This window comes from Sulfitobacter sp. CB2047, from assembly GCF_000735125.2.
GTDB lineage: Bacteria > Pseudomonadota > Alphaproteobacteria > Rhodobacterales > Rhodobacteraceae > Sulfitobacter > Sulfitobacter pontiacus.
In genome coordinates, this window is record NZ_CP072613.1 from 79,451 (window position 1) to 99,799 (window position 20,349).

20 protein-coding genes are annotated in these 20,349 nt (G+C 60.0%); 14 read left to right on the top strand and 6 right to left on the bottom strand.

From position 1 onward, the window contains the following. Positions 1-121: 121 nt before the first annotated feature. From IV89_RS00375 to IV89_RS00425, 11 genes are all read left to right on the top strand, one after another. The gene (locus tag IV89_RS00375; protein ID WP_037941439.1) at positions 122-1,177 is read left to right on the top strand and encodes a hemin-degrading factor; all 1,056 of its coding nucleotides are present in this window, start codon (positions 122-124) and stop codon (positions 1,175-1,177) included. Next, entirely contained in the window at positions 1,174-2,034 is an 861-nt protein-coding gene (locus IV89_RS00380) for an ABC transporter substrate-binding protein (RefSeq protein ID WP_037941440.1), read from the top strand. Before IV89_RS00375 ends, IV89_RS00380 begins: the two co-directional genes overlap by 4 nt. A gap of 4 nt (positions 2,035-2,038) precedes the next feature. Further along, positions 2,039-3,103 carry an iron ABC transporter permease gene (locus tag IV89_RS00385; protein ID WP_181358618.1) on the top strand — a complete coding sequence of 355 codons (1,065 nt, stop codon included), beginning with the start codon at positions 2,039-2,041 and terminating at the stop codon, positions 3,101-3,103. Further along, entirely contained in the window at positions 3,103-3,891 is a 789-nt protein-coding gene (locus IV89_RS00390; protein WP_037941445.1) for a heme ABC transporter ATP-binding protein, read from the top strand. Before IV89_RS00385 ends, IV89_RS00390 begins: the two co-directional genes overlap by 1 nt. Positions 3,892-4,038: 147 nt before the next feature. Then, positions 4,039-5,139 (top strand): HWE histidine kinase domain-containing protein, encoded by a 1,101-nt coding sequence (locus tag IV89_RS00395; RefSeq protein WP_037941446.1) that lies wholly within the window; start codon positions 4,039-4,041, stop codon positions 5,137-5,139. After that, positions 5,136-5,510 (top strand): response regulator, encoded by a 375-nt coding sequence (locus tag IV89_RS00400; RefSeq protein WP_037941449.1) that lies wholly within the window; start codon positions 5,136-5,138, stop codon positions 5,508-5,510. Before IV89_RS00395 ends, IV89_RS00400 begins: the two co-directional genes overlap by 4 nt. Positions 5,511-5,621: 111 nt before the next feature. After that, the gene (locus IV89_RS00405) at positions 5,622-6,857 is read left to right on the top strand and encodes a putative DNA modification/repair radical SAM protein (protein WP_037941451.1); all 1,236 of its coding nucleotides are present in this window, start codon (positions 5,622-5,624) and stop codon (positions 6,855-6,857) included. After that, the gene (locus IV89_RS00410) at positions 6,857-8,278 is read left to right on the top strand and encodes a UdgX family uracil-DNA binding protein (RefSeq protein WP_037941452.1); all 1,422 of its coding nucleotides are present in this window, start codon (positions 6,857-6,859) and stop codon (positions 8,276-8,278) included. Before IV89_RS00405 ends, IV89_RS00410 begins: the two co-directional genes overlap by 1 nt. A 78-nt stretch (positions 8,279-8,356) precedes the next feature. Next, complete coding sequence (locus tag IV89_RS00415) at positions 8,357-8,773, top strand: CopG family transcriptional regulator (protein WP_009824184.1); 417 nt, start codon at positions 8,357-8,359, stop codon at positions 8,771-8,773. 30 nt (positions 8,774-8,803) lie between these two features. Next, the gene (locus IV89_RS00420) at positions 8,804-9,877 is read left to right on the top strand and encodes a PHB depolymerase family esterase (protein ID WP_037941454.1); all 1,074 of its coding nucleotides are present in this window, start codon (positions 8,804-8,806) and stop codon (positions 9,875-9,877) included. Between the two features lies 1 nt (position 9,878). Beyond that, positions 9,879-10,973 (top strand): C45 family peptidase, encoded by a 1,095-nt coding sequence (locus IV89_RS00425; RefSeq protein ID WP_037941456.1) that lies wholly within the window; start codon positions 9,879-9,881, stop codon positions 10,971-10,973. A gap of 152 nt (positions 10,974-11,125) precedes the next feature. On the opposite strand, the gene IV89_RS00430 is transcribed toward IV89_RS00425, so the two are convergent. Continuing rightward, complete coding sequence (locus tag IV89_RS00430; protein WP_037941458.1) at positions 11,126-11,767, bottom strand: response regulator transcription factor; 642 nt, start codon at positions 11,765-11,767, stop codon at positions 11,126-11,128. Beyond that, positions 11,764-13,932: an ATPase gene (locus IV89_RS00435; RefSeq protein ID WP_037941519.1), complete on the bottom strand. Its 2,169-nt coding sequence runs from the start codon at positions 13,930-13,932 to the stop codon at positions 11,764-11,766. Before IV89_RS00435 ends, IV89_RS00430 begins: the two co-directional genes overlap by 4 nt. A gap of 171 nt (positions 13,933-14,103) precedes the next feature. Here IV89_RS00435 and IV89_RS00440 point away from each other — a divergent pair, with 171 nt between their 5' ends. Together IV89_RS00440 and IV89_RS00445 are read left to right on the top strand one after the other, a co-directional pair. Beyond that, positions 14,104-14,808: a hypothetical protein gene (locus tag IV89_RS00440; RefSeq protein ID WP_037941459.1), complete on the top strand. Its 705-nt coding sequence runs from the start codon at positions 14,104-14,106 to the stop codon at positions 14,806-14,808. A 200-nt stretch (positions 14,809-15,008) separates the two neighbouring features. Further along, complete coding sequence (locus IV89_RS00445) at positions 15,009-16,166, top strand: surface lipoprotein assembly modifier (RefSeq protein ID WP_037941461.1); 1,158 nt, start codon at positions 15,009-15,011, stop codon at positions 16,164-16,166. Positions 16,167-16,307: 141 nt separating this feature from the next. On the opposite strand, the gene IV89_RS00450 is transcribed toward IV89_RS00445, so the two are convergent. Further along, positions 16,308-16,991 carry a TetR family transcriptional regulator gene (locus IV89_RS00450; RefSeq protein WP_037941463.1) on the bottom strand — a complete coding sequence of 228 codons (684 nt, stop codon included), beginning with the start codon at positions 16,989-16,991 and terminating at the stop codon, positions 16,308-16,310. A 173-nt stretch (positions 16,992-17,164) separates the two neighbouring features. Between IV89_RS00450 and IV89_RS00455 the strand changes: the two genes are divergently transcribed. Beyond that, on the top strand, positions 17,165-17,887 hold the full coding sequence (locus IV89_RS00455; protein WP_051843792.1) for a hypothetical protein: 723 nt from the start codon (positions 17,165-17,167) through the stop codon (positions 17,885-17,887). A 216-nt stretch (positions 17,888-18,103) separates the two neighbouring features. Here IV89_RS00455 and IV89_RS00460 read toward each other — a convergent pair whose 3' ends face one another. From IV89_RS00460 to IV89_RS00470, 3 genes are read right to left on the bottom strand one after another with little or no spacing between them, the layout of a single operon-like run. Continuing rightward, positions 18,104-18,862: an enoyl-CoA hydratase gene (locus tag IV89_RS00460; protein WP_037941464.1), complete on the bottom strand. Its 759-nt coding sequence runs from the start codon at positions 18,860-18,862 to the stop codon at positions 18,104-18,106. Between the two features lie 44 nt (positions 18,863-18,906). Beyond that, the gene (locus tag IV89_RS00465) at positions 18,907-19,773 is read right to left on the bottom strand and encodes an alpha/beta hydrolase (RefSeq protein WP_037941467.1); all 867 of its coding nucleotides are present in this window, start codon (positions 19,771-19,773) and stop codon (positions 18,907-18,909) included. Beyond that, a complete protein-coding gene (locus IV89_RS00470) occupies positions 19,766-20,236 on the bottom strand; it encodes a MarR family winged helix-turn-helix transcriptional regulator (protein ID WP_037941468.1) in 471 nt (156 codons plus the stop codon). Before IV89_RS00470 ends, IV89_RS00465 begins: the two co-directional genes overlap by 8 nt. Positions 20,237-20,349: the final 113 nt, after the last annotated feature.

Below are 20,349 nucleotides of genomic sequence, written 5' to 3' on the forward strand. Positions count from 1 at the left end.
TAAAAAGACCGACTAAAAGTGTCAACATTAAAGGGCAGCTTCTGATCTGCGCCTTTGCCAGCGGATGCCCGACGCGCGTCGCCAGCCCCCTCTCTTTCAATCTATATGGCGAAGGTGCTGCATGACCCATTCCGTTCCCCCGACCCCCGAGGATATCCGCGCCTTCCGCGCTGACCACGCAAAGCTGCGCGAACGTGATGTGGCCGACAAGCTTAAGATCAGCGAGGCGCAGTTGCTGGCGGCCTATACCGGCGATGGCGTGCGGCGTATCAATCCGCACCCCGACCAAATCATGCGCGCCGCCCAGACCCTGGGCGAGGTTATGGCGCTGACCCGCAACCCGTCCTGCGTGAACGAAAAGGTCGGCACCTATGATAACTATCACCCCGGTCCCCATGCATCGATGATCCTCACCGATGACATCGACCTGCGCCTCTTTCCCAGCCGGTGGCATCATGCCTTTGCCGTAGAGAAGGAGACGGACGCCGGTACGCGCCGCAGCCTGCAGGTGTTCGATGCGGCGGGCGATGCGGTACATAAGATCTTTCTGCGCGACGGGTCCGATGTGGCGGCCTTTGATCGCGCCAAAGCTGGGCTGACGCTGGAAGATCAATCCCCCAGCCTTGACGTGGTGCCGCGCGACCCTGACGAGGTGCCGAAATCCGATCTGTCGAAGCTGGACATCCTGCGAAAGGAATGGGCGCGGCTGACCGACACGCATCAGTTCTTGCGCCTGACCTCCAAGCTCAAGATGAACCGCTTAGGGGCCTACCGCATCGCGGGCGAGCCCTTTGCACGCGCTTTGCAGCCTTCTGCTGTCGATGCCATGCTGCATCAGGTGGTCGCGCAAGAGCTTGAGATCATGGTCTTTACCGGCAATCGCGGGTGTATCCAGATCCATTCGGGCCCGATCACCACGCTGAAATCCATGGGCCCGTGGCAAAACGTGCTGGACCCACGCTTTAACCTGCACCTGCGGCTTGATCACATCGCCGAGGTCTGGGCCGTCGACAAGCCCACACAACGCGGCCCCGCTGTTTCGGTCGAGGCCTTCAACAAGGACGGGGGGCTTATCCTTCAGGTCTTTGGCGTCGGCAAGGAAGGGCGCGATTGTCGTCCCGCATGGGGCAAGCTTGTCGCGGGGCTGGAGAGCCTGAACGTCGAGGTGCCCGCATGATCCGCGCTTTCACGACCGCTATCAGCGTCGCGGCGCTTGGCCTGATCACAGCACTGCCCACCACGGCAGAGGAACCCGTGGGGGGCGTCGTCTCCATCGGCGGCGCGGTGACAGAGATCGTCTTTGCCCTCGGCGCGCAGGACCAGCTGGTTGCGCGGGATACGACCTCTAGCTATCCGCCTGAAGCCGCTGCCTTGCCGGACGTGGGCTATATGCGCGCGCTCTCGCCCGAAGGGGTGCTGGCCACAGGCCCCAAGCTGATCATCGCCGAGGAAGGTGCCGGACCGCCCGAAACAATCGAGGTGCTAGCGCAGGCGGATATCCCCTTTGTCACCGTCCCTGACGACTATACCGCCGAAGGGGTCAGCGCCAAGATACGCGCCGTCGGGCAGGCGCTTGGGAAAGAGCCGCAGGCCGAAGCGCTGGCTGCGGAATTGCAGCAAAAGCTGGCAGCCGTATCCCGTGCGACGCAAGACCGGCCCGCGGCAGAGCGCAAGCGCGTGATGTTTATCCTCAGCACCCAAGGCGGGCGGATCATGGCGTCGGGCACGGATACCGCGGCCGCGTCGATGATAGAACTGGCTGGCGCGGTCAATGCGGTCACGGGGTTTGCGGGCTACAAGCCAATCACAGACGAAGCCGTGCTGGCCGCAGCGCCCGATGTGCTGGTGATGATGGCGCGTGAAGGCGATCACAACAGCACCGAGGCAGAGCTTTTCGCGATGCCTGCCATATCCGTCACCCCTGCGGCGAACAGCCGATCGGTGGTGCGGATGGACGGGCTTTATCTGCTGGGGTTCGGGCCGCGCACGGCAGATGCGGTCGCCGATCTGCACGCCGCGCTTTACGCCGACTGATCCGATGACAGCGCTTGCAGATTTCGCCCCGCCCCGCGACCGCCGTCGTGCTGCGCGCAAGGCGCATGTGTGGATGGCGGCTGTTCTGGCAGTCGCCGCCATCAGCAGCCTTGCGATCGGGGCGTCGGGCACATCGCTGTGGCATGCCCTGGCCAAGATCGTGACCGGTGCGCCGCTGACGCAGCTTGAACGCGTGGTGCTTTGGGATATCCGTTTGCCGCGGCTGATCATGGGCATCTGTGTCGGGGCCGCGCTGGCTGTGTCAGGCGCGGTGATGCAGGGGCTGTTTCGCAACCCGCTCGCGGATCCGGGTCTGCTTGGGGTAAGTGCGGGTGCCGGATTGGGCGCGATCGTGGCAATCGTTCTGGGCGGGCTGTTGCCGGTGGCTGTTCTCACCGTGGCGGGCTTTTGGCTGATCCCGCTGGCTGCCTTTCTGGGCGGATGGGCGGCAACCTTGCTGCTATATCGCGTGTCGACTCGGCGCGGGCGCACCTCTGTCGCGACGATGCTGCTGGCGGGGATTGCCTTGGGCGCGCTGACAGGGGCCTTGGGCGGGCTGTTGATCTATTTCGCCGATGACACGCAGTTGCGCGATCTGACGTTCTGGGGGCTCGGCTCGCTTGCCGGTGCCACATGGACCAAAGTCGCCATTGCGGGGCCGCTGATCCTTCTGGCGACGGGTGTGGCTATGCGCTTGGGCGGCGGGCTGAACGCACTCGCTTTCGGGGAGGCAACCGCCGCGCATATGGGGGTGCCGGTGCAGCGGGTGAAGCATACCGCCATCCTCACGGTCGCGGCCGCCACCGGTGCCGCGGTTGCCATGTCCGGCGGGATCGGTTTCGTCGGGATCGTCGTGCCCCACCTGTTGCGTCTTGCCACGGGGCCCGATCACAAACCCCTGCTGGTGAACGCTGCCCTGCTGGGGGCCACGCTGTTGCTGACCGCCGATATCATCAGCCGCGTGATTATTGCGCCCGCGGAACTGCCCATCGGGTTGATCACCGCCATTCTGGGCGCACCGGTGTTTTTCTGGATCCTGCTGCGGCGCCGTGGGTTGGTGGACCTGTGATGCTGCGCGCCTGCGATATTGTAGCCCGTATCGGCAAGAAAGAGATTCTGCATGGGGTCGATTTTACTGCCAATGCCGGCGCGCTTACGGCGATTGTCGGCCCCAACGGCTCGGGCAAATCGACACTGCTTAGGGCGATCACGGCCGAGGTCGATTTCACCGGCCGTGTTCTGCTGAACGGCGAAAACGTCGCTGATCTGCACCCGTGGGAACTTGCCGCCATGCGCGCGGTGCTGCCGCAGTCAGCCACCCTTGCGTTCCCTTTTACCGTGGCCGAGGTCGTGCGCATGGGGCTACGCCGCGGCATATCGGGACACCGCGACGATATCCCCGCCCGCGCCCTGCATGCCGTGGGGCTAGAGGGCTACGCAGACAAGCTTTATCAAGAGCTTTCGGGCGGAGAGCAGCAACGCACGCAGCTGGCGCGCGTGCTCTGTCAGGTTTGGCATCCGGTGCAGAACGGCTTGCCCCGTTGGTTGCTGCTGGACGAACCTGTTGCCAGTCTGGATATCGGCCATCAGCTTATGGTGATGCGGCTTCTCAAAGATTTCGCCAATCGCGGCGGCGGCGTGGTCGCGGTCATGCATGATCTGAACCTGTCGGCCATGTTCGCCGATCACATGGCGATGATCAAAGACGGCCAGATCCTGAAACACGGAACGCCCGCCGACGTGATGCAAAACGCCATCCTGTCCCAAGCCTATGGTTGCACCCTGACCGTCAATACGCCCGCTGCAGCGGGTCAAAGTTATATCCTGCCACACGTCGCGCAGGAGCGTATGGGGTAGGGGCGGGCACCACGCCAGCGCGCTGACATATATATCGGTTGACGTATGAGCTTCGACAGAATGACGCAAATGTGACACTACACCTAGACACCAGCGTCTGACGGTCTATGTCAACCGACACACCACACCAATCACCCAGGACAAACCATGCCGACACAGCCCACCGATAAGATGGCGACAGAGCTTTTGCATGTGCAAGAAGAGCTGGCGGCAAAGAATGTTGACGCGGATGCGCCGAAGAAACAGGCGCAGCGGGCGTCGCATCGGTTGAACTTCCTCGAAGCGATGATGGAGACGGTGCCCGTCGGGGTCGTCATGGCCGATTCCGAAGGCAAGATTATCTACGGCAACAGCCACGTCGAAAAGATGGTGCGCCATCCTGTGTTGCATTCGGACGACGTGAACGCCTATGGCGAATGGGTATCGTACCACGCTGATGGGTCCCGTGTACAAAGCCACGAGTACCCTCTGGCGCGGGTGATCCAGAACCGCGAGGACCATGTCGAGATCGACGTGGATTATCAACGCGGCGACGGCACCCGTTTTTGGATGCGGATCATTGGCGAGCCGGTGCTCGACGGCGAGGGGGAGCGGATCGGCGCGACCGTCGCCCTGATCGACATCGACGAAGAACGCCGCTTGCGCGAGGCGCAGAACATCCTGATTGCCGAGTTGAACCACCGTGTGAAGAACGCATTTAGTGTGGTGAAATCCATCGTCAGCCAGTCGCTGCGCAAGATGAGCATTCAACGCGGTATCCGCGAAACGATTGACCAACGGCTTAACGCCTATGCGACGGCCCACTCCAAACTGGTGGGCACCACATGGGACCGTGCTGCGATTGGCACCGTGGCTGCCGATGTGCTCGACCCTATAGGCGGCGGTCGGATCACGTTGACGGGGCCGGAGGTAGAGGTGCCATCGCGCCAGGCGCTGTCCTTGTCGATGGCATTTTATGAACTGGCGACAAACGCGATGAAATACGGTGCCCTGTCGGTTCCTGACGGTGTTGTGAATTTATCTTGGGAACAAGGAAGTGCCGCCGAGGGTTCTCCCCTTGAACTCCACTGGGTGGAACAAGGCGGCCCTGCCGCCGAGAAACCCAGCGAGACAGGTTTTGGTAGCTTCATCACAGGGCGTGCCCTCGAGGCGGAAACAGGCGGGAAAATCGATACGGTTTTCGGGCCAGATGGATATGAATGGCATTTGAAGATGCCGCAACAGACGGAAGAGCAGGCAGTAGAATGACAAACCATCCTCAGAATATTTTCATCGTCGAAGATGAGGTCGTGGTCGCATTCGAGATGTCCGACTTGCTGGAAGACATCGGCTTTAACGTTGTCGGCCCCAGTATCCATCTGGAAGACGCCAAGGAAAAAGCGCGTGACGGGGATATTGATATCGCCTTTCTTGACGTGAACCTTGGGCGCAACAAGACATCGAAACCCGTCGCGGATATTCTGCGCGAACGGGGTATCCCTTTCGTGTTCATCACCGCATATGACGCCGACCAGATCAGCTTTCTCGGGCCGGACGACCGTGTTGTGAAAAAGCCCGTGAGCAGCCAGAAGCTGATCGAGACGCTGCGCCGCGTCTATCCAAGCCTAGAGACCGAGTAAGGCCTCCCAAAAGGACCCGCAGGCAGAAACCCGCGCGCCGCGACACTGCGGCGCAGGGCCGGGCTGCTTTGACGCCGTGACATCGGTCATATGTGAACATATAGTGAACATATGGCTAAGCAATCTGTAGAGCAAAAACTGGCAATTCTGAGCGACGCGGCGAAATATGACGCGTCTTGCGCTTCTTCGGGGTCGACGAAACGCGACTCGCGCGATGGCAGGGGCGTGGGGTCGAACGAGGGGTCGGGCATCTGTCATGCCTATGCGCCGGACGGGCGCTGTATATCACTCCTGAAAATTCTGATGACGAATTTCTGCATTTATGATTGTAGTTATTGCATCAACCGTGCCTCGTCCAACGTCACTAGGGCGCGGTTTAGTGTCGATGAAGTGGTGAAGCTGACCATCGAATTCTACCGCCGCAATTATATCGAAGGGCTGTTCCTGTCCTCGGGCGTGATCAAGTCACCGGATGCGACGATGTCGGACATGGTGCAGATCGCGCGCAAGCTGCGCCACGAAGAGAATTTTCGCGGCTATATCCATTTGAAGACCATCCCCGACGCCGCGCCAGAGTTGATTGCCGAAGCAGGGCTGCTGGCAGACCGACTATCTATCAACGTCGAGCTGCCCACCGATGCCGCCGTTCAGCAATATGCGCCCGAAAAGAAGCCCGATCAGATCCGCAAAGCGATGGCCGATTTCCGGCTGCGTAAAGAGGTGTCGAAAGACACATCCCACACCGGTAAGCGCCCGCCGCGGTTTGCGCCTGCGGGGCAGTCGACGCAGATGATCATCGGGGCGGACGGGTCGAATGATGCGGCCATTCTGGGCCAGTCGACGCGGCTCTATTCCAGCTACAAGCTGAAACGCGTGTATTATTCTGCCTTCTCGCCGATCCCTGACAGCTCGGCCAAGCTGCCGCTGATCCGGCCGCCGTTGCAACGCGAACACAGGCTCTATCAGGCGGACTGGCTGCTGCGGTTCTATGACTTCCAGCTGGACGAGATTACATCCGTCACGGCAGACGGGAACCTTGATCTTGAGGTCGACCCGAAACTCGCATGGGCGCTGGTGCACCGCGCGGTGTTCCCGCTGGATGTAAACCGCGCCACCCGCGAGTTGCTGCTGCGGGTGCCGGGGTTCGGGGTGAAGACGGTGAACCGCATCCTGTCCACTCGCCGCCACCGTACCCTGCGCTACGAGGATCTGATCCGCATGGGCGCATCCATGAAAAAGGCGCGCAGCTTTGTCACTGCTGGGGGCTGGTCCCCCGGCGGGTTGACCGACAGCATCGACCTGCGCGCGCGGTTTGCGCCGCCGCCCGAACAGTTGACCCTGTTCTGATGCACCGCGCGGTCATGCCCAAGATCGGCACGGCGCAGGCGTGGCGTGATGCGGCGCGGCAGTTTCTGGCCGCTGGCATCCCGCCCGAGGCGATCCTGTGGGGCGATACCAGCACGGCGCCCGATCTTTTTGGTGGTGCCTCCCCCGTGCAAACGGGCGGGCAGGTGACCGTGCCGCGTAGCTTCATCAGCATGGCGAGCAGTGTCGTCTGGCACAGTGACCCCGAACGGTTTGCGCGGCTTTATGCATTTCTTTGGCGGTTGAAAGACGCGCCGCAGTTGATGACGGATCGCGGTGATGCTGATCTGTCACGCTTGCGCCGGATGGAGAAGAACGTGCATCGCTGCCAGCACAAGATGAAAGCCTTCGTCCGTTTCCGCGAGATTGGCGCGCCCGATGCCCCTCGCCGGTCCTTTGCCGCGTGGTTCGAGCCGACGTATCACACGGTAGAACCCACTGCCGATTTCTTCCTGCGTCGGTTCAGCGATATGGATTGGCGCATTCTCACGCCGGATGTCTGCGCGATTTTCGAGGGGGGGAAACTGACTTTCCACGAGGGGCGGGAAAAGCCCGCGCTGCCCGAAGACGCGAGCGAACAGCTGTGGATCACCTATTTCCAGAACATCTTTAACCCCGCGCGGCTGATGGCCAAAGCCATGCAGTCCGAGATGCCCAAGAAATACTGGAAGAACATGCCCGAGGCGGCGCATATCCCCCAGATGATCGCCGACGCCCCCGCCCGTGCCCACGCGATGGCCGAGGCAGCACCGTCCTTTCCGCCGCAGCGATTGGCGCAGGTACAAGCGCAGCTCGCCGCGCATCAATCCGCATGGGAGGGCCCGAAAGACGCGCTGGCCAAGGATATTGCCGCCTGCACCCGCTGCCCCTTGCATTGCAATGCGACACAGGCCGTACCGGGCGAGGGGCCGATGGATGCCGATCTGATGATCGTGGGCGAACAGCCCGGCGATCAGGAGGATTTAAGCGGGCGGCCCTTTGTCGGGCCTGCGGGGCAGCTCTTTGATCAGATCGCAGGGCGGGCGGGGCTGCAGCGGGACAAGGCGTTTGTGACCAATGCGGTGAAACACTTTAAATTCACCCCGCGCGGTAAACGCCGTCTGCACCAACGGCCCAATGCGTCCGAAATCCAGCATTGCCGCTGGTGGCTGGATGCCGAGATCGCACAGGTCAAACCCAAGCTGATTTTGGGCATGGGGGCGACGGCTGCCGAAGCGCTGACCGGACGGCGCGACGCCATCACCGCACGCCGTGGCACGGTCGAACAAGCGCGGTCAGGCACGCCGGTTCTGCTGACGCTACACCCTTCGTATCTTTTGCGCCTCCCCGACCCTCAGGCCAAAGCCGACGCAACTGCCCAATTTCAAGACGATTTGACCGCCGCCGTACGAATGTTGGCCTGAAAAGGCGTATTCTCGTAGGGGGCAGTTGCAATATGGCTATGGGATGCCATATACCATCCACATGGATGGAGAATTGAGATGAGCAACGTCAGGCAGCTACGGGAAAAGCAACCCGAGAACGAAAAGATCACGATCAACCTCGGCTTTGTCGATCTAGGGCGGATCGACCTGCTGGTGCAGGAGGGGTTTTATTCCAACCGCAGCGATTTCATCCGTACGGCGATCCGCAAGCAGTTGGATCATCAATCGGAGACGGTGACACGGTCTATCGACCGTCACACAATGGAAATGGGTCTGCGCGATTACTCCGTCGCGGACCTCGAGGCGGTGCAGGCAGCAAATGAAGTGCTGCACATCAAGGTTGTCGGACTGGCCCGTATCGCGCGGGATGTGACGCCAGAGCTGGCCCTTGCGACCATCGGCTCCATCAACGTGCTGGGGGCGCTTCAAGCCAGCACCGAAGTCAAGAAAGCACTCGGCGACCGGATCAGTTAGCTCCGGCATCATCCTTAAAAGGAATGCGACATGACAGATGAATTTAACGCGGCCCTGCGCCGTGCCGGAAAACTTGTGCGCGCTGGTAACCCCAAAGCGGCGACCGAAGCCATCCAGAACGCGCTTGGCGCCGGAGGGCTGGGGAGCATGGCGAAAGGTGGCAAAAGCCCCTTTGGAAAATCCAAGATCGGCCGCGGCCTGCGCGAGACGCTTTCGGGGCTGGCGCAATCAACCCTGAACGGCGGTGACAGCACCGAGCCGGACCTGCCCGAGGGTGCTACATTCGGCAGCGGCAGCTTTTCCTGCAGCGCAGGCAGCCGTGACTATCGGCTTTATATTCCCAACCTCAAAGGCTCTGCGCCGACAGGTTTGGTGATGATGCTACACGGGTGCAAACAATCCCCTGTGGATTTTGCCAACGGCACGGGCATGAACCAACTGGCAGAGGCGCATGGGCTGATCGTGGTCTATCCGGCGCAATCGCGCATGGCGAATATGCAGAACTGCTGGAAATGGTTTGATCCCGCCGACCAGATGCGCGGCGCGGGTGAACCGGCGATCCTTGCGGGGCTGATGCAAAAGCTGCAGCGCGACCATGCCATTCCCAAAGGGCGCAGCTTTGTTGCGGGGCTGTCGGCCGGCGCGGCGATGGCTGTGGTGCTGGGACAAACCTATAGGGATGTCTTTGATGCGGTGGGTGCCCATTCCGGTTTGCCCTACCGTGCGGCCCATGATGTGCCATCGGCTTTTGCGGCCATGGGGCAGGGGGCAACAGGCTCTGACACAGGGGATTTCATCCCGACGATCATTTTTCAGGGCGATGCGGATACCACTGTGAGTGCCGCGAATGCGGATGCGATCGCCAAACACGCTCCAAAAAGCCCCGAGGTTCTGGATGACGGCAACACGGGCGGGCGCCGTTTTTCCCGCCGCAGCGTGATGGCACCGAAAGGCCATGTCGTGATGGAACAATGGACCATCTCGGGCCTCGGTCACGCGTGGTCGGGCGGCAACAGCGCGGGGTCATACACGGACCCCACAGGACCAGATGCCAGCCGCGAAATGCTGCGGTTCTTCCTCGATTTGCCTAGGAAAGGCGCATGATATGACACACTCCCTTACCTTTGACGCCATCAGCGAAGCCACGCCGGGCCCGAAATGGACAGCCCGATGGGCCCGTTCATGGCCCGCCTACGAGGCATGGTTCACCGCACGCGGCGGCGATAACGGCCCTGACCGTGCAGCCTGCGAGGCGGCCCTAAAGCAATATATGCCCGAGTTAGTGCCTGTGCACTCCAAGCTCACAGCGCTCGCGGGCGGGTCGGACCGTGCAGCACGCTTCCTGTCCACGTGGTGCCCGCCAAGCTATCTGGGCGGCTGCTCCCTCGCCGTGGCCACGTCGGACGACGACATCCGCCTGGTGCGCAACTACGATTTGTCACCTGACTTGAACGAAGGCCTACTGCTGCACAGCGCTTGGACCGGGCGGCGCGTGATGGGTATGGTCGAATTCCTTTGGGGTCTGTCCGATGGCATCAATGATGCGGGGCTCAGCATCGCGCTGGCTTATGGCGGACGGCAGGAAACAGGGCGCGGGTTCGGTATCACCACAATCCTGCGCTACGTTCTGGAAACCTGCGAAACCGTGCCCCAAGCGCTGCGCGTGCTGCAACGCGTGCCGTCGCATATGCCGTATAATGTGGTGGTCGCCGATGCCTCGGGCGCGGGTGCGAGCGTCGAGATGTACGCCGGAGGCGGGGCAAAGGTGCAGCCGCGGCTGGTCGCCACAAACCACCAGACCGACGGCAGCACGCCCGACAGAGGCAGTTTTACCCGCACGTTTGAACGGTCAAAACACCTTGTGAGTGTCTTATCCGAAGGGGTCACGCCGTCAGCGCTGGCAGGTCAGTTCACCCAAGCGCCGCTCAAGCAAGACCGCTACGCCGAAGGGTTTGGCACGCTTTTCACCGCCGAATACGCACCCAAACGCCGGAAGATGACGCTGCATTGGGACGATGAGGTCTGGCTCCAATCCATCGACACGTTCGAGGAAGGCACGCGGCAGGTCACCTATGGCAGCACCCCGTCATCGGTGGCCGCAGGGGGTGCCATCGATTGGGTGCAAATCGGTCTGGACTACGCAGCGGGCCGCGGGGTTGATTGGCGTAGGTTTGTTCCCGCCGGGGTTGATGTGGCGTAGGGCGACTGAACAGTGTGATGGGTAAGGGTGCGTTTTGTGGCACCCTTATCGGGAGCTGAAGTTAAAAGCCTTAGTATCTCATGTGTGACAGACCCTACAACGCGCCAACGGCAGCCGCGCCGTCGTTGAAATCGAATTGCCCGACAAAGGCGCTATTCCGGTTTCAGTCCAAGCCCCAAGCGGTTCGCGTGCCATGCAGCTTCCGCCCGTGAGGAGATGCCGAGCTTGCGATAGACGATCTTGATATATCCCGCGACCGTCGTTTCCGCGATGTTCAATGCGGAGGCGACCTCGGCGTTGCGCAGACCTTTGGAGATGAGCGTGAGCACTTCGGTCTCCCTCTCCGTCAGGCGCCCGTCCAGGCTGGCGACTGGCCCGGTGAGGCGGAAGTGTTCCATGATGCGGCGGGCGACAGAGGGTGATATCGCCGGTAACCCCATCGAAAGCTGTGTCAGCTGGCGAGAGAGCACCGCCGCCTCTGTCTCTTTCAGCAAATACCCGTCCGCCCCGGCCGAGAGCGAGGAAACAATGCTCGCGTCGTCGCCCATTACCGTGGTTACGACCTTGATTGCAGAGGGGCTGGCCTTGTTCAGGCCGCGCAGGATTTCGAGACCCGACCCATCAGGCAGGCCCAGATCAATCAGGGCGAGATCTATCTGGCCATCCAGTTTTGACAGCGCCATCCGTACCGAATTGGCCGTGCATATCGTGGCCGCCGGATATGCTGATCGTACGATCTCGACCAGCCAACGCAGGGTTTCGACGATATCTTCGACAATCAGGATACGCTTCATTCTGCTGCGGCCTCTTTCTGAGTGCTGAAAAGAGGTAGAAACGCGGTCAAGGTGGTGCCCTTGGCACCGGTGCTGTAGCTGAAGGCACCTTGCAACTGGGTGAAGCGGTTTCTCAGGTTTCTGAAACCATTGCCAAGCGAGGCGACGCTGCTGTCAAAGCCCGAGCCGTTATCGCTTAGCGTGAGCTGCAATCCATCGCTTTGCAGGGCAATCCGGACCTTCGCCTCTGTCGCGCCAGAGTGGCGTAGGATATTGCTGGTCCCCTCTCGCAGGAAGGCGCGCAGCGCATGCGCCAACCGATGGGATATACGGCCTGTGGTGATCTCGTCGGCCTGCCACGTGACGGTGATATGGGCGGCCTCGAAATGGGTGATGATTTCGGCACGCAGATCGGCGAGCAGATCGCGGAGTTCCCAATCAGTCTGATCCGGGTTTGAAATCAACTCTCGTAGATCGGCGAGGGTCTGGCGGATAAGAAGATCTTTGCGTTCCCGAGGGCCGGTGTGCAGGGCGCTGAGCAGCAGCACCCCTATATTGTCATGCATGTCGCGATTGATGCGCAGCCGCTCTGCGCTGACGGCCTGAAGATAGGTCTCGTGCTGGGACAGGCTGGCATCAAGCAACGACAGGATCGCATCGGCACGCGCCAGATCGCGCGACGAGAAAAGGCGCGATCCTTGCCCGGCCAGCTCAAGCGACAGTGCAGGCAGATTGCCGATAGACGCGAGCGTCAGGATACGGCCATCGTCTTGCAGTGCGGTGATCGTGGTAGACGCCGGTTGATCCTTGATACGCAACGGATTGAAAATATCGGACCAGAACTTACGCAGCAGCCTCTGCTTGTCTTCGGGGTCTCTCGCATGGGCGATCTGGGTTACCCTGCGATACAGCTCTTCCGCCGGGATCTGGCGGTTGCGTTTGAGCAGCACCCAGACTTTGTCGCGCAAGGGCAGGTAAACCGTGCAGATCGCCGCGAGCGCGATGCCAAAGGCAGGGGCGCGCCCCAGCGAAAGCCCGTAGATGAGCGCGGCATCAAGCCCCAGAAGCAAAGCCACCCCAAGGCCGTAGAACAAAATGCCGTAGGACCAATTCGCTAGGTCGAACAGCCGGTAGCGCGTCACCGCCAGGGCAATACCGGCGTAGATGATCAGGAAAAACAAAAACGCAGTGCTTTGTTCGATCACCGGGGCCAACCCTATAAGCGTCGGCAGGATGGACGTTAACACAAAGCCACCCGCACCGACCGCAACCGACACGCCAAGCCAGCCGAGCATCGCCCGCGCGGCCGGGTCGCGGCGATTGGCGGCGACTTGGGCGGCAATGACCAGCAACAGGACCACCATGATGATCGCGATGAAATCGGGGGCATTGTTCAGCTTGTCCGGCCAGCCGGAGCCAAGCACCAAGAGGATACAGGCGCCGATCAGAAGTGTCGGTAGCCAGAGCACGGGTTTCGGGACAATGCGCCGCGGGTACGAGAGGAACAATGTCACCATACCAATCCCGAACAGCAGCGATCCACCGGGATTTACCCGGCAGGCCACCGAATAGGCCGTCAGACTAAGCGCGAGCTCGCGAGAGCTGTAGATCGCGGCGCTCGACGATGCCAAAGCCAACCCGATCCCGGACAGCAGAAACCACCATCCGGCCTGTTCATGAGGGCGTAGGCAGACGACCCAAGTCCCGATAAACATGCCCACGAACGCGACAAAAATTTGGGTCCAGAATTTCATCGGCAGATCCGAAACCGGACGGCTTTCCTGGACCCTTACCGATACGCTTTCAGGGCCGTCGGTTTGGTCGAAGGTCAGGGTGACTGCGCCGCTGCGCAACGCGTCATGCAAGCGATCCTGACGGTTAAAGAAGCGACGCAGGGTCTCTTGATCACCGATCCCGTCGGGCTCTTCTATCAGGTCTAGGGGTGTCACCGGGATTGTGGGCTGGTTATCCGCTGAAAGGCCAAGAAGCGTCTTGCCAATCATATCGCGATCCATGGCGCTGCCCTGCGCGATGTCAGTGACGACAACGCTTTGCCCCACCACGCCAAGCCTGAGCCCGAGCCACGGCTGGGCCGTCGCCACCCACGTCAGGGCAGCGGCGGCGGCCAGATAGAGCACGACGCAAAGCGCGAAAGCGGCTCCGGGGGCGACATGTGGACGTGTCATCTTATGGACCACACAGCGGAATTTATAATTGCAAATTTAATCATTCTATACGGCTCATCTTCTCAAAATACTCTTGTCCGAGGACACCCCCTGAACGGGGGGGAGACGATTTCATGAAGTAGGTATCTAAAAAGTGAAGAAGAATTTTTTAAATCAAGCAAGGGGAATTTCATGAAACACGCACGTCTTAGTATTGTTATTGCAAGCCTTGGGGCGGCAACGGTCTTGTCTGGTTGCAATGGAAGCAGCTCCGCCGGCGGGCTTGTTGGCGGCGTCGCAGGCGGCGGGCAGGATTTTGAAACAGCCTTTAACGCTGTCAGTCAAAAGGCCCCTACTTCGGATATGCCCACGTCGCTGAAAGCCAGCTACGAAGGTCAGATGAAGGTCGGCGTGAACAGCGGATCGGCCCAGATTTTCGGCACCGATATCGATGCGAATAGCGCGGAAATCATTGGCGATCTGGCAGTCGATGTGGATTGGACCGACGGGCAGACCACCAATCCGTTCACCGGAACCGCCTCCAACATCGTCGCGACAGAGGCGGGCACCTCGAACTCCGTCAAACTGGACGGGACGCTGACGGTCGATCAAGGCTTGCCAGCCTCGCTCAGCCGCACCACCATTCCGGCGCAGGTCGTCGCGGGCGTCAATATCCCCGAGCAGAACACCGGCGCGATGCTGTTCCACATGTCCGGTCGGCTCAGCAATGGCGAGAATGAAGGAGACGCCACCTTGCAGTTCGGCGGCAACTTCATGGGTCCGGGTGCAGAATCGATGCTTGGACCGGTATCTGGCGGTATCAACGATGTGAACAATCCCTCGCCGCAGATTTTCGATGCGGGCGTCGGTGGTACATTCTACGCCAACAAGAAATAGAAGCGACGGATAAGCGGGTCTCTTGGATGCGGTCAATTACCGGCCGCAAAAACCCGCTTTCCCCGCGGCAGCCGAGGTCTTTGATGCGGCGAATTTTATACAATCTATTTTTAATCTTACTGGCCTCGCCATTAGCGGCCTTTTCCCTTGATGATGCAGAACAAAGCATCCTCAAGGGAAAAGCCGCAGAGGTTATTCCATTGCTTGAGGGGTATTCACCCAAGACCGAGACAGAGACCCTGCGCCGGATGTGGATCCTTGGGGTCGCCTACAACCGTTCGGGAAAATCACACCAAGCCGTTGCCCCGCTGGCGCGGCTTGTGATCTTGCGGCCAGACGATCCCACGTTCCGGCTTGAACTGGCGAACGCATTGGTGAAAAGCGACCAGATCGAACGGGCGCGATATCACCTTGAACTGGCCAAAGGTGCGGGTTTGTCGCCCTCTGTCCAGGCAAAAGTGCAGGCGGAGCTTGACCGTTTGGCCAAACCGAAAAAATGGCAGGGCTATTTCCGTTTTGCCATTGTGCCCGAAAGCAATGCCGCCCGCCGGACCTCTGCAGAGACGGTGAACCTCAGCGGCTTTGTGCTGCGGCTGGACCCGAATTCCCGCGCCCAATCCGCCACGGCGTTCGAGATTGGCACGGGCGTTGCGACCGTGCCGCGTCTTACGGACGCCTTACGCGCCCGGTTCGCACTGGATCTGGATGCCCGGCTTTTCGACGGGCGTGCACCCGATGAAGTGACCCTTCGGACCAGTGCATCCCTGCTGCATTTCGCCGATGAGGGGCGTCTTGTCTCGGCCGAGATCTATGGATCGCAGCGCTGGATTGATGACGTGGCCTATGCGCATACCTACGGCCTTGGTCTGTCCTATACGCGCAACCTCGGCACCCGCGCCCGCGCCACGGCGGTGCTTCAGCGCGAACGTATCACCTATGATGGCAGCGGTGTCGACGTGGACCGAACAGCTGGTGCAGCGCAATTCGCTTATGCGGCATCGTCGCAGCTTGTGTTTCGCGTAGGTATGCGCGCGGAAAACCGTGCCAGTTCTTACAGCCCCGTCGCGGGCCATGCGGCGGGCGTCACCATCGGCGGCGATTATTCCTTTGCCGGCGGTCTTCGGGTCGGGCTGGATCTGTCGTTTGACCGGAACGAATTTGACGGCGTGCATCCCATTTTCGGCGTTGCCCGCGTCGATAAGAAATCAAGCGTCATGCTGAACCTGTCCAACCAGAACTGGAGCTACAAGGGATTTACCCAGGTTCTGAGGCTCGGGTTTGAAGAGCAACGCTCCACCATCTCGATCAACAGGTTTCGCAACGCCACTGCCAGCATCGGCCTGACACGATCGTTTTGAAGAAATTCGGCCCTAAGTCGCTGCCCGGTTGCATAGGTTTCGGTCGTGCTTGGTCGTTACTACGCAGCGCGTGCCGACGCCGGTTGCCCCCTGCGCACGCACCAACGATAGGGTGGGAACTGCGACAGCCCCATTTCATCTTCATGCCTTGGAAAATAGCAGTTCGATGATCGCTTCGGAATGATGTTCCAATGCGTCGGATGATCGAATATCCCCACCCTCGATCGCGTTAGTGAGAATGGGCAGGGCCATTGGAAATGACCCACCATGGGTGATCATGAAAAAGATAGTCCGGTCCGAGACGTTCGGAAGGGTGCCTTCTGATTTTGCACCTGTGATCAGATCTTTCAGTGCCGTGTAAAAAGGCACAACGAGGTGCCTTTGCAAAAAATCACTGCGATCACTGTGTTTTGCCCCGTCATGAACGATAACACGGCTCACTTGCGGCCAGCGGGCGGATGCGGTGATGAAAGCGCGAATGAGCGCTTTCAGTGCTTCCGTTTGGGTCGCGGTATTGACGACAAGAGCTTTGTTAAGGTCGCTTGCAAAACAGTCGGCAAGATGTTCCATCGCTGCGATCCAAAGCGCCTCTTTTGATCCAAAGTAATACCGTGAAAGGCCTTTGTCGGCCCCGGCTTTTTCAGCAACGTTGCTCAGTGAAACGCCGTCGAAACCGCGCTCCGCAAACAGATCAATCGCAGAGCGAAGCAAAGCCAGCTTCAAATCTGTACCCTGTGCGGCCTGCGGACGGCCGCGTTTTCTTTCGGCTGTCTCAGAAACGTCGATGGCGGTTTTGACCTCGGTCCTCGTACGTTGCTTGGACATTTGAATGACATCTCCATGTTTGAGCCGCGAGAACTCCGTCTCGCTTAGCCCGGGTCAGCTTAGCTTTCCAGCGTGATCTCTTACAACACGATATTCTGCGCTCGAAGAATAATATTGACATATTCCACGAACGTAGAATAGCTGGGCGCACAAGCACGATAGGATGTCAGTACATGATGAGATGGATTGTAGGGGGCGCAGTTGTCTTTGCGCTTGGTGTCGGGATATTCGGCCTCCCGCCCTTTAGCGGTCAGCCCACCGCTGGGTTTGCGGAAGGTGAACCTGGATTTGAGACCGGGGTGAAACGCCTACCCAACGGTATTTATGAGGTTTCTGTACGGACCCCGATGCCGGGCGTTTCACCCGAAATGGTTGGTTGGTGGTTTGGCGATTACATGGAAACGACCGAACACTACCGACGTTGGTTCCCGGACGCGCATCTTTGGATGGATTGGGAAAACAAGGTTGATGGCCAGTTCATCGGGGCGAGCCATCTAGTGCATGAATACATCGGTGAAGACTTGAATAAGCTGAGAATTCAGTTTGTTGAACCTGAGGAGGTTTTGGGGGAGGTAAACTTGGCTGACGGCGACGTCGCCGTATGCGCCCGCGTTGGCCTGCTGGAAGAGCCCATCTATGGCGGCGAAATGTGCCACATTGTTCGCAATGTCGAAGGCGGTGCCGAAATGCGTAGCCGTTTTTGGCTTGGGATAGTGGCCGCGCGTGAGGGAAACGAGGCGGTGCCCTCTGTCATCGGAACGCTTGGGAACACCTATCTGGCACGTCTGCTGACCGTGAAAGAGGCGTCGGCAACTGCTTTGTTAAACCACTGTTTTGATGAGATGACCATTCTGGCAGGCTTTCTCCCAAAGCTCTACGCCGATGCGCAAGGGTAAGAAAAACGCTGCATTCACGCCATGACCACCAAGCGGACTTGCCGTCATCGCGCAGATCGCGGCTGTGCGCTATGCCGAAAAGGTCAGCCGGCCGATGCATCTGCTGGCGAGTTGACGCGCCGCGACGCAACCCGGCAAGCGAACCTGCGGCCGACCCGGAAAACCGGGTTGAACCGTCAGGTTTGCCCGCCGGGTGCCTTAGGGCAAAGCGGCGCGTTATTTGAAGACCGGCTGACGCTTTTGCATCTTGGCGGCGACGACCTCTGCGAATTCCGGAGATTTCAGTTGTTCGGCGAACAGCACTGACTCACGCTCCATTTGGGCGGTCATCTGGTCCTTGCCATGACGGATCAGCGCCTTGGTTTTGATAACCGAGGTCGGTGCCGCCTGCGCCAAACCAGCCGCAAGCGACGCGACTTCGGTGGCAAAATCGGACGAGGGAGCGACACGCGACACCAACCCAAAACGCAGCGCCTCTGCCGCATCAAGAACGCGATTGGCCAGCAACATATCGTTCGCCACGGCCAAGCCGACGGTGGCGGGCAGCAAAAGCGAGGAGGCGGCCTCTGGCACCAGTCCCAGTTGGACAAATGGCGTGCTGAATGTGGCAGTGTCGGCGGCGATAATCAGGTCGCAATGCAGCAGCATCGTCACCCCGACACCAATGGCCGGGCCGTTTACGGCGGCAATCAAGGGTTTGGGGCAGGTGGAGATTGCGGTCAGAAACCGGATAACGGGCGGCACACCGTCGCTGCGGGTTCCCTTGGCAAAATCCTGCAAGTCATTCCCGGAGGTAAAGTAGTCTTCCGCACCTGTGATCACGAAGGCGCGTACCGCGTCGGACTGGGCATAGTCTTCCAGCGCGTCGGCCATGGCGGCATACATATCCTGCGTGATGGCATTGCGTTTTTCGGGGCGCGCGATGGTCATGGTCGTGACGCGTTGGTCGGTGTGTAGCTTGATGTTTTCGGTCATGTTTGATCCTGTTGATTTGAATGGCGGTGGAAATCGGTTGCGGTTCAAGACGCGCCCATGAGCCAATCGCTGAATTCGGCCCATAAAGCGTCGCGGCCTTTTCGCAATGCGCCTTCGTGCCCGATCCGCGTTACACCGACCTGCGATGGTGTGCGGATGATCTCCTCGTGCGGGGCGGCTGGATAACACTTTAAAAGGTCGGATGCGGTTGACGGCGTCGCAATCGGGTCATCGGGAAAGATCCAAGACCGGATAGGGGCTGTGACCTCGTCGTAGTGATGCGGGGCCAGTTTCGTTGCGAGGTCCGGTTGAAAATAGCTGCGGCGCTGGCTCCACCGGCGCCATGTCTTGAACAGTTTCGGCGGCAGCGCTTCGCCCCGCCAGCCGCCCGCCGGTTTGATATAGCCGTAGCGCAGCAGCAAATAGGGGCCCAACACCCACCAGAAATAAAGCTCGGACGGGATATTGCGCAGGTGGTGGCCGCCGAAAAATCCGGTCCCGACAGAAACAAACGCGTGTCTGGTGATCTTGGAGTGGTTCGGCATGAGGCCGACAAAATGCCCGCCGACACTGTGACACAGATGGGTAAGCGGCAGGCCCGGTGCCGCCTCCTCCAGCGCATCAAGGGCGGCGGGTGCGTCAAGCCGTCCCCAGTCAGGGTAGTCGATCCCGGATCCGGCCAGATCCTTGCCCTTTGATCCCCCAATCCCCCGATAGTCATAGGTCAGGACAACGGCACCTTGGCGGGCCAGATACATCGCGAGGCCCGTATAAAACTGACGCGGGAACCCCGTGCCGGCCGAGATCAATACCGCAATTTTGGGCGAGGGTGAGGTATAGATGTCCGCCTCCAGCTTCCATGCATCGGTGGCGGCGAAGCGGATCGTCGTTTGGGTAATGTCTTCAGTCATCGGCTGGCCCTTTCTTCGGCGGGGTAGGGCCGTTCACAATGCCGTCCGCATTGTCTGCCAGATGCGTCAGAAACCGTTCAATAATGACCTGTTCCTCAGCAGGAAAAGGCGCAAGCAGCGCCGCATTGAACTGGCTTATTTCGCCCGCGCCTTGTTCAAGCACCGCGCGGCCCGACTGTTCAAGGTAGACGTGTATGACGCGGCCATCCACCGGCGACGGCGACCGCCGCACCAGACCCTTTGCGCACATGCGATCCACAAGACCGGTCAAGCTCGACTTGCCCATTGCAAGGGTCGAAGAGAGGTCACTGATGGGCTGCCCGTCCCTTCGCGACAGGATCAACAGCACCGCAAGCTGTGACGTGGTAAGCCCTATCTTGTTGCGCGTCCGGCGGTCGGCAGCGCGAAAGAGCGCTGAATGTGCGATCTGGAGCTTGTGGAAAACCTTGAATGTATTGGCCATAAATCAATTCGCATGTGAACTAGTTTGTTCGTATATGAATTAAATGTACCCGACAACATGTACCGCGTCACAGACAATGGTGACGTTACGACACGGCCGCGCCCTGCGGCACC

Coding starts and splice junctions, on each gene's coding strand:
- IV89_RS00375 (WP_037941439.1), top strand. CDS start 122: ATGACCCATTCCGTTCCCCCGACCCCCGAGGATATCCGCGCCTTCCGC.
- IV89_RS00380 (WP_037941440.1), top strand. CDS start 1,174: ATGATCCGCGCTTTCACGACCGCTATCAGCGTCGCGGCGCTTGGCCTG.
- IV89_RS00385 (WP_181358618.1), top strand. CDS start 2,039: ATGACAGCGCTTGCAGATTTCGCCCCGCCCCGCGACCGCCGTCGTGCT.
- IV89_RS00390 (WP_037941445.1), top strand. CDS start 3,103: ATGCTGCGCGCCTGCGATATTGTAGCCCGTATCGGCAAGAAAGAGATT.
- IV89_RS00395 (WP_037941446.1), top strand. CDS start 4,039: ATGCCGACACAGCCCACCGATAAGATGGCGACAGAGCTTTTGCATGTG.
- IV89_RS00400 (WP_037941449.1), top strand. CDS start 5,136: ATGACAAACCATCCTCAGAATATTTTCATCGTCGAAGATGAGGTCGTG.
- IV89_RS00405 (WP_037941451.1), top strand. CDS start 5,622: ATGGCTAAGCAATCTGTAGAGCAAAAACTGGCAATTCTGAGCGACGCG.
- IV89_RS00410 (WP_037941452.1), top strand. CDS start 6,857: ATGCACCGCGCGGTCATGCCCAAGATCGGCACGGCGCAGGCGTGGCGT.
- IV89_RS00415 (WP_009824184.1), top strand. CDS start 8,357: ATGAGCAACGTCAGGCAGCTACGGGAAAAGCAACCCGAGAACGAAAAG.
- IV89_RS00420 (WP_037941454.1), top strand. CDS start 8,804: ATGACAGATGAATTTAACGCGGCCCTGCGCCGTGCCGGAAAACTTGTG.
- IV89_RS00425 (WP_037941456.1), top strand. CDS start 9,879: ATGACACACTCCCTTACCTTTGACGCCATCAGCGAAGCCACGCCGGGC.
- IV89_RS00430 (WP_037941458.1), bottom strand. CDS start 11,767: ATGAAGCGTATCCTGATTGTCGAAGATATCGTCGAAACCCTGCGTTGG.
- IV89_RS00435 (WP_037941519.1), bottom strand. CDS start 13,932: ATGACACGTCCACATGTCGCCCCCGGAGCCGCTTTCGCGCTTTGCGTC.
- IV89_RS00440 (WP_037941459.1), top strand. CDS start 14,104: ATGAAACACGCACGTCTTAGTATTGTTATTGCAAGCCTTGGGGCGGCA.
- IV89_RS00450 (WP_037941463.1), bottom strand. CDS start 16,991: ATGTCCAAGCAACGTACGAGGACCGAGGTCAAAACCGCCATCGACGTT.
- IV89_RS00455 (WP_051843792.1), top strand. CDS start 17,165: ATGATGAGATGGATTGTAGGGGGCGCAGTTGTCTTTGCGCTTGGTGTC.
- IV89_RS00460 (WP_037941464.1), bottom strand. CDS start 18,862: ATGACCGAAAACATCAAGCTACACACCGACCAACGCGTCACGACCATG.
- IV89_RS00465 (WP_037941467.1), bottom strand. CDS start 19,773: ATGACTGAAGACATTACCCAAACGACGATCCGCTTCGCCGCCACCGAT.
- IV89_RS00470 (WP_037941468.1), bottom strand. CDS start 20,236: ATGGCCAATACATTCAAGGTTTTCCACAAGCTCCAGATCGCACATTCA.